Origin of the sequence: Maccoyibacter intestinihominis (genome assembly GCF_040096355.1) — a bacterium.
Lineage (GTDB): Bacteria > Bacillota > Clostridia > Lachnospirales > Lachnospiraceae > Maccoyibacter > Maccoyibacter intestinihominis.
On sequence record NZ_JBBMEX010000023.1, the window covers coordinates 1 to 6,803 of the forward strand.

At 38.5% G+C, this 6,803-nt stretch carries 7 protein-coding genes; 1 reads left to right on the forward strand and 6 read right to left on the reverse strand.

Annotated features, from left to right (window positions below):
* On the forward strand, positions 1–258 hold a 258-nt coding region (locus tag WMO43_RS14220), incomplete at its 5' end, for a hypothetical protein (protein WP_434784194.1).
* Between the two features lie 124 nt (positions 259–382).
* On the opposite strand, the gene WMO43_RS13830 is transcribed toward WMO43_RS14220, so the two are convergent.
* The 6 genes from WMO43_RS13830 to WMO43_RS13855 all read right to left on the reverse strand — a co-directional run bounded on the left by WMO43_RS13830 (position 383) and on the right by WMO43_RS13855 (position 6,596).
* Positions 383–1,447 (reverse strand): hypothetical protein, encoded by a 1,065-nt coding sequence (locus WMO43_RS13830; RefSeq protein ID WP_353531570.1) that lies wholly within the window; start codon positions 1,445–1,447, stop codon positions 383–385.
* 126 nt (positions 1,448–1,573) lie between these two features.
* Positions 1,574–2,170: a hypothetical protein gene (locus WMO43_RS13835; protein ID WP_353531571.1), complete on the reverse strand. Its 597-nt coding sequence runs from the start codon at positions 2,168–2,170 to the stop codon at positions 1,574–1,576.
* A gap of 321 nt (positions 2,171–2,491) precedes the next feature.
* Positions 2,492–3,892, reverse strand: coding sequence for a hypothetical protein (locus tag WMO43_RS13840; protein ID WP_055264406.1), 1,401 nt, complete (start codon positions 3,890–3,892; stop codon positions 2,492–2,494).
* A gap of 36 nt (positions 3,893–3,928) precedes the next feature.
* Positions 3,929–5,464, reverse strand: a complete 1,536-nt coding sequence (locus WMO43_RS13845; RefSeq protein ID WP_353531572.1) for a hypothetical protein — start codon at positions 5,462–5,464, stop codon at positions 3,929–3,931.
* Positions 5,465–5,466: 2 nt separating this feature from the next.
* Positions 5,467–5,592: a CLI_3235 family bacteriocin precursor gene (locus WMO43_RS13850; RefSeq protein WP_082241399.1), complete on the reverse strand. Its 126-nt coding sequence runs from the start codon at positions 5,590–5,592 to the stop codon at positions 5,467–5,469.
* A 170-nt stretch (positions 5,593–5,762) separates the two neighbouring features.
* On the reverse strand, positions 5,763–6,596 hold the full coding sequence (locus WMO43_RS13855) for a hypothetical protein (protein ID WP_055068427.1): 834 nt from the start codon (positions 6,594–6,596) through the stop codon (positions 5,763–5,765).
* Positions 6,597–6,803 lie beyond the last annotated feature (207 nt).

Genomic DNA, 6,803 nt, shown 5'->3' on the forward strand with positions numbered 1-6,803 from the left:
ACTTCCAAAAAACCGCTTAATTGCCTATCCTTATCTTCAATCGCTCCAAAATACAGAAATCCTGCTTTACTAAGTATTTTAAGACGCAATGCAGGATCATCTGGCAAACATTCCACATTGCCCATTACTACTCAATCTACTGTTTCTTCAGTTATTTCTAAATATTTTGAAAGAGTATTTTTATTAAAACGATACTCCTCAATTAAAGAAGTCAACATTTCTGAAATATTTTTTGTTTTTATCATATTTGTGCCTTAATCTCCACTTGTATCATTTACAATATTGCTTGTAACAAGTGTCCCTATGTGAAAGGCACACTCTACACTTTATTGTTGTTATCTTCCATTTTCCGAGCAATTATAACTTTTCCAATCTACGTTTATCAAATGCTCCAAAATTTAGATGCCAGCTCCCGATTTATGATAGATGAGAGAAAATTAGGATTATTATTCTGGAACACTTTCAGACTTTCAAAAAAAGCCGCTTTATTCTCTGTCTTTATATCTGAAAAAGTTGCATCCAGCTTCTGATCTTTTACATTTTTCTCCACATATTCCTCCGACTGCTTTTCGTAATTATCAACCATCGAAGGATTCTTTTTCACTGCCCCTTCATACCAATTTGTAAGGTATTTTAATGCATTAAGCTGTCTGTCCTCATTGCTACTTTCTTTACTAATCTTCTGATATTCCGTGTATGCACTGCCGTCCATCGTCCTCATCATATCAAGCGCATTTGTAGTCTTTACAAGATTGCTACCATGTCCAAGATATGTACCTTTCCCTACTCCATAGTCCATATTTCCGTTATTGTCAGCTTTTCCTGCGCTCGCAAGCTTTGCGATAGACTCCATTGCTTCCAAAAATGGTTTTCTGCTATCTTCCGGGATAAAATTCTCTGCCGCATATTCCGCTTTTTTCATACCAAGTGAAATATTTGCCTGCCGTTCTTCCTCTGTCATAGAGCCAGTATTTCCAACAAGGAAATTCTGACGGATGATATCATACACAAATCCCTGTTCCTCTTTGCTGCAGTTCTCCACCGCAGATGCAACCGCCTTGTCTGCACCATACATTCCGGAATATGCCGGAAGTTCTAGTGAGTTATCAACCTGCGTAATTTCTTTTTGGAACGCTGCATTTCTCGCCTCCATTGATTCCCGCTGCGCCTGTGTTACATTGGCATCCACTATACCTTTCTTGTTTTCCACAAGTGCAGCCATTCCATCTCCCGAAAATTCAACAATAACCGCATCTCCATACTGCGAACCGATGTCCTTCATCGCCTGCAGGGTTTCTTCCCTTGACATCTTGTCCATAATCTTATTGCCATGTTCATCTGTAGTGTTAAATTCATACTTTACAAGGGTGTCTTTCTTATATATACCATTCCCATATGAGGGAATATTCGTTGTTCCTCTGTAAAACTGACTGTAATCAATATTCATAATATACACTCTCCTCTACTTTATTTTTTCTTAGGTATTTGTGAAATACCAAAAGTCTCATAAATACAATATTTTTACCACATAAAACATACTATATTTTTATAGTTTCATACTTGTATATATATCTTATGCAAACATATAATATCTGCCTAAATCATCAACTTTATATACATTATTTGTCTGAGTGGTGCCATAATTATCACCATAATATATCTTTATTCCTTTCAAATTTTTTGTCCATGCACTTATGTCTGCACAATCATTTTCTGCCGCCAAACATTTTCTGGCAGTAGCATAACAGGAACCCGGCATATCAATTTCCCATGCTTTGCTGGAATCACCATCATACGGAATATATGTAACTCCATTAGGAGTCAAAAATGTAAAACCATCTTTTTCGCGTTTCAGATTTCCTGATATCTCAAGTAAAGCATATAATCCTGCCGTAGACCGCTGTGAACTTACCGGATATTTTTGAAATTCATCAGCTAATTTATTCAGCGTCTCTATATCTTTATCGGATGTTATGATTACCGAAACTCCTTGTGCCTCATTTCCCTTTATCGACAAATAATTTAACCCTGTCTTTGGATCACGTTTTACTACCAATCCCCCCTGTAGCGGTATCTCCTTTATATCAATATTTCTTTTGTCAGACAAATCATTCAAAAGATTTTTCAGTTCACTTGTCATGGTTACATTATACGAAAATGGCTGATCCATATTAATCAGGAACTCCATTCACATATGTAGCATCTTCAATTTTATATCTTTCTGTCTCTATTGGTAATTCAATATCTTGAGAGATACTATTTTGTGTATAAATTCCAAAGTTACTATAATCTGTACTGTTTACATAGGAATCCCTTGTGCTAATCTTATTACTTATACACTCTTGGGCTTTATTCATTGTATCAGAAAAATTTCCTACTGCATTTCTATTATTTTTACTGCATAACATACTTTGTTATAAGTAACCATTCTCTATTCTCATGATTCTCCCTCCCAATCACTTGGGTTTTATTGAATACTCCATTATAAACTTTAATCTTTTATCTGAAATGTACCGTCTGCTATAACAAACTGTACATTTAACTCAGACATAATATCTTTGTGCTGTGTCCGGTTATATGCTAAAATTTCCCGGATATCACTTGTGTAATCCTGATAGGTCAGATTCCCACCCGGATGATTCAACAGATCATCCAGTGTTTTCGGCAGACCATGTATCGCTGTATTTTCCACGGAGAGGTCTCCAAGCGATACGCTGCCGCCAGATGCCTTATATAAAAATTTTCCCACATCCACCGCAGCTTGCAACAAATATTTTTCTTTATCTGACAACTCCTGTATTTTTGAATCCGTGCAAAAATAAATATCCATCAGCTCATCCGAATACTTTGACAGAACATTCTCTATCTTCTGTTTCATTGCATGATCCTGAATACCGTCCACACTTACCTGACCATCCGCCCCAATTTTTATGGAAAACGTGGAATCCGAAATATCAATTCCCGCTTCCTGCAGATCAGCAGATATCCTATCTTTTACTGTGGTATTCATTTTTGCACTTGCATTCGCACGATCCAGCTCTGCTGCAGTACAAAAGATATTTAAAAGAGCATTTTCCTGTTCCGTCAGTTCTCCTCCTGCTGCTTTTTTTTCCAGTAAATTATGAATCTGCTCATCATCCGGCACTGCCCCACCCTGCATAACATCTTCTGCCTGTTTCTGATGCAGTTTCTCCATCTGCTCTGTATAATAGGCTTTGTACTTCTGCCGGATTTCCTTAATTGCACGCGTTTCCTCCGTATCGGTTAAGCCTTCCTGCATCTGCTTCCTGACTGTCCCTTCATACTTCTGAACCTCTTCCATTTCCTGATAAGCTCCATGGCTTTTATCCGCCTGCGTTGTCTGGAAGGAAAGATGATATTCGGCATCCGGGTTTACCGTCGAACCGTTCTTTGCCTGTACCTTCACGGTATAACCTCTGTTGTCCGAATTCCAGTTCGGTATGGTAATACTAAGACCGCCATTTCCATTCTCTTTCCCAATGCCGACCTGATTGCCTTCCTCATCATACAAAACCATCTCATAATCACAGCCTTCCGGTATATGATCTAAAATGATCGTAATATCCTTATTATAGGTATCCTTCGCGAAACTTAATGCCCGGTACTCTGTAATATTGAATTCGTAATAGTCCACATCCTCCGTATCCGATAAACTTCCCTTTAAATATCCGTCCGGCTTATTGATAAGTGCCGTCAGATCCAGTGTTCTTCCAAACACATCCTGATCCGTATATTTATTTGTTTTCCAGAAATAATCATTGGAAACTTTACTATTTTCTACTGCAATATTTTTATCAGTGGGTAAACCTTTTTTCTTAAAATCATATCCCACAAGCTGCGCATGCATCTCTACTGTGCGGGTTATTACCATCTGTTCATTCTCCTTGTGTATAATTACTTTTCATAATCATAATACTTTCCTGAAACTATACGCATACATATCCGAATACATGTTATCATGCGGTTGTGGCGTCAGCCTTCTATCCAATGCCGCCATATCCACCGTAAAACCACTGTCTGCCACAGAAAAAGCACCATTACTGAATTGAAACTCCGAAGTAAAGTCTGGAATCCCCAGATCACCGCTTGTCCGGTTATGTCCTATAATATTTATCAATGCATCCTTTATCCGCTCTATCTTGGCATTGTCCTTTGTTTTGTTGATCAGATTAGCAGCTTTTTCCGGCAGCCCGCCAATCTTTCCGTCTGGTGTCAGGTAAAGGTTCTCCAGAGAAATATCTTCTCCCGTAACCCCTTTTAAGTAACGCCTGACTTCCTGCACATCCGTGGCATACTGGTAGGTATTGGACGACAGATTTCCCACACTGTCAGCAATTCCTGTGTAATACTGATACATCCGGTCACTGTACTTTTCTTCTACCAGTTTCTGAACCTGTTCCCGGACTTCTTTATCTTCGATACCGCTCACTGTTACATTCCCATTGCTTTCAATCTTTATCTGCATTCCATCCAGCTCATCACGTGAGATACCTTTGCTTTCCAGATCCTTTACAAAATCCTCGGAAAAATCATGTTTCAGTTCCGCCTTCTGCTGTGCTTTCTCAAAATCTTTCAGGTTGGCAAAAATTTTCACATACTCCATTTCCACATCATCCAGTGTCTTTCCTTCTGCCATGTCCTGCAACAATTCATCCACTGTGCGTCCGCCTTTGTATTTCTTTTCTTCCGGCAGACTTTCAAACTGCTTCTGGTGGAGTTTATCCATTTCTTTTGTATAATTTTTCTCTGTATCCATCAGGACTTCATTATATTTGTCGAGGTATTCCCTCCAATTTTCATCTTTCCGGCTGTATGCACCGTGAAGGTTCCCGAATGCCGCCCTTATGGCATCGGTCTTTTCCTGTTCTTTATTTTCAGAAACCTTGAAACTGATTTTATAATAATCATCCGGGGAAACTTCTTCCCCATTTTTGTTTTCTATCTTGATACAATATTTATTGGTATTTGTATCCCAGTTCGGGATGGTCAGTGTTTTACGTCCTTCTCCGTCCCATTCTGCCTTTCCGACCTGATTGCCATATTCATCATATAAGGTGAGGTCATAATCACAGCCTTCCGGCATGTCCATGTATATTTGAACCCCAAAATAATTCTGTATGGTTCGATTAAATGGAATGGAAAAGTTGTAGAAATCCACATCCTTTTTATCACTGAGATTTCCTTTCAGACTGCTGGTTTCGTCCTTAATCAGAAAATCCAGATCCAGAAACGTACTTCCCTTCTTCTTGTCCGAAACCTCATAAGTGGTATGCTGTCTGCGATAAGTGTCATTGCTGCCAAGTGTACAGGAATCTTCCTGAAGTGTCATATTTTTCTTCAGTTTTCCTTCAAAAAATGCCACTGTTTCCTTTCCAGACATGAAAAAAATCGGTTTTTGACGAAATGCTGCCCCATATGTAGAACCAGTATTGTTTATTTCCATTTCTATTTTCTTCTCCCCAATGATCTATTACAGTTCTGGCACTTACATACGCAGAAGCAAGTACATGAACAAGAAGCATATGCCATAAATGTTCCTTTTTCAGTCTTTGTTTTCTTCCCTAATTTCATATGGAACTCCTCCTATCTCAATATCATTTTTGCATCATGCATAAAATTATTCTCCTATTTTGGATGCCAACACTGTATAAAATTCTTTTTCCTGTTGCAGATATGCTGTCCTTTCCTCTGTCATTCGGAATCTATTCACTCTCCATAACGGTCCAAGTGATCTATTACTTTTATGACCATCTATACCAAGTTCCGCTATTCAAAAGCTGTGACATACTTTCTTCATATCTTTTCACTGCTTTCTGCTGAATGGAACTAGGCACCACATAATCGTTACCAACTTCACTTATTTTCCCATTTACCAGTTCGCAATGTGTCCCGTTTATCACAAATTCTCTGCTTGTATCCACTCCCTGTGACGCAAGAAAATCTAAAATATAATCGGTGTATGTATCTGTCATACTTGAAAAATACTGCTGATCCGCAAAATGTATCAGGGAGCTCAGACCACCTATCATCATATTGCATCTTTCATCATCTGCCTTGCTTCCGTTTCCATAGCCCTCGCCCCAGACAAAATCTTCCTGTACCGTCATGCTGTATCCATTTCCAAGATTAAATCTGCTTCCAACCCCAATCGTGATACTGTTTGTACTGGGATCATATGGTTTGTACCCTCTGGTTTTAAATGGCTGCTGTACGGTTCCAAAGGTTTGAATCTCGGATGGGAGATATGACATACCCGTAATTGCCGTAAACGCTTTCTGCCCATTCACATAAAAGGAAGTATGGGTTGCACTGTCTATATCCGCTGTAATCTCGACTTTCTCATCATTGGCAAAAGGATTCTGTCCGGTCATTCCGGTTCCATATGCAAACAGCATTCTTGTAAACTGATATCTTGTATGCTCATCAAAATGATTCAGTGTCTCTGTATCTTCTCCCTTTACATCTCCATTGCAAAAATCAACAAATTCATTTTTGCTGCCATCTTTTGTAGATAATTTACCTGTCTTTGTGTTATAAATGAAATTATAGGAACTTCCAACTTTCGTTATACTCATAAAATTGTTCTCCTTTCTGCATAGGAGTCAGTAATATGCTCTGACTCCTACATGAAATACTTTTTAAAAATCTAATTCATTACCCGGATATGGCTCCATAATACACTTAAACTTTCCATTTTTTGAAATGCTTTCAACTTTCACCGAATCCTCAAATGTGACTGTCATCTGTGTATCGTAAGTTTTCCATTCAAACTGCGACCAGCT

Coding starts and splice junctions, on each gene's coding strand:
- WMO43_RS13830 (WP_353531570.1), bottom strand. CDS start 1,447: ATGAATATTGATTACAGTCAGTTTTACAGAGGAACAACGAATATTCCC.
- WMO43_RS13835 (WP_353531571.1), bottom strand. CDS start 2,170: ATGGATCAGCCATTTTCGTATAATGTAACCATGACAAGTGAACTGAAA.
- WMO43_RS13840 (WP_055264406.1), bottom strand. CDS start 3,892: ATGGTAATAACCCGCACAGTAGAGATGCATGCGCAGCTTGTGGGATAT.
- WMO43_RS13845 (WP_353531572.1), bottom strand. CDS start 5,464: ATGGAAATAAACAATACTGGTTCTACATATGGGGCAGCATTTCGTCAA.
- WMO43_RS13850 (WP_082241399.1), bottom strand. CDS start 5,592: ATGAAATTAGGGAAGAAAACAAAGACTGAAAAAGGAACATTTATGGCA.
- WMO43_RS13855 (WP_055068427.1), bottom strand. CDS start 6,596: ATGAGTATAACGAAAGTTGGAAGTTCCTATAATTTCATTTATAACACA.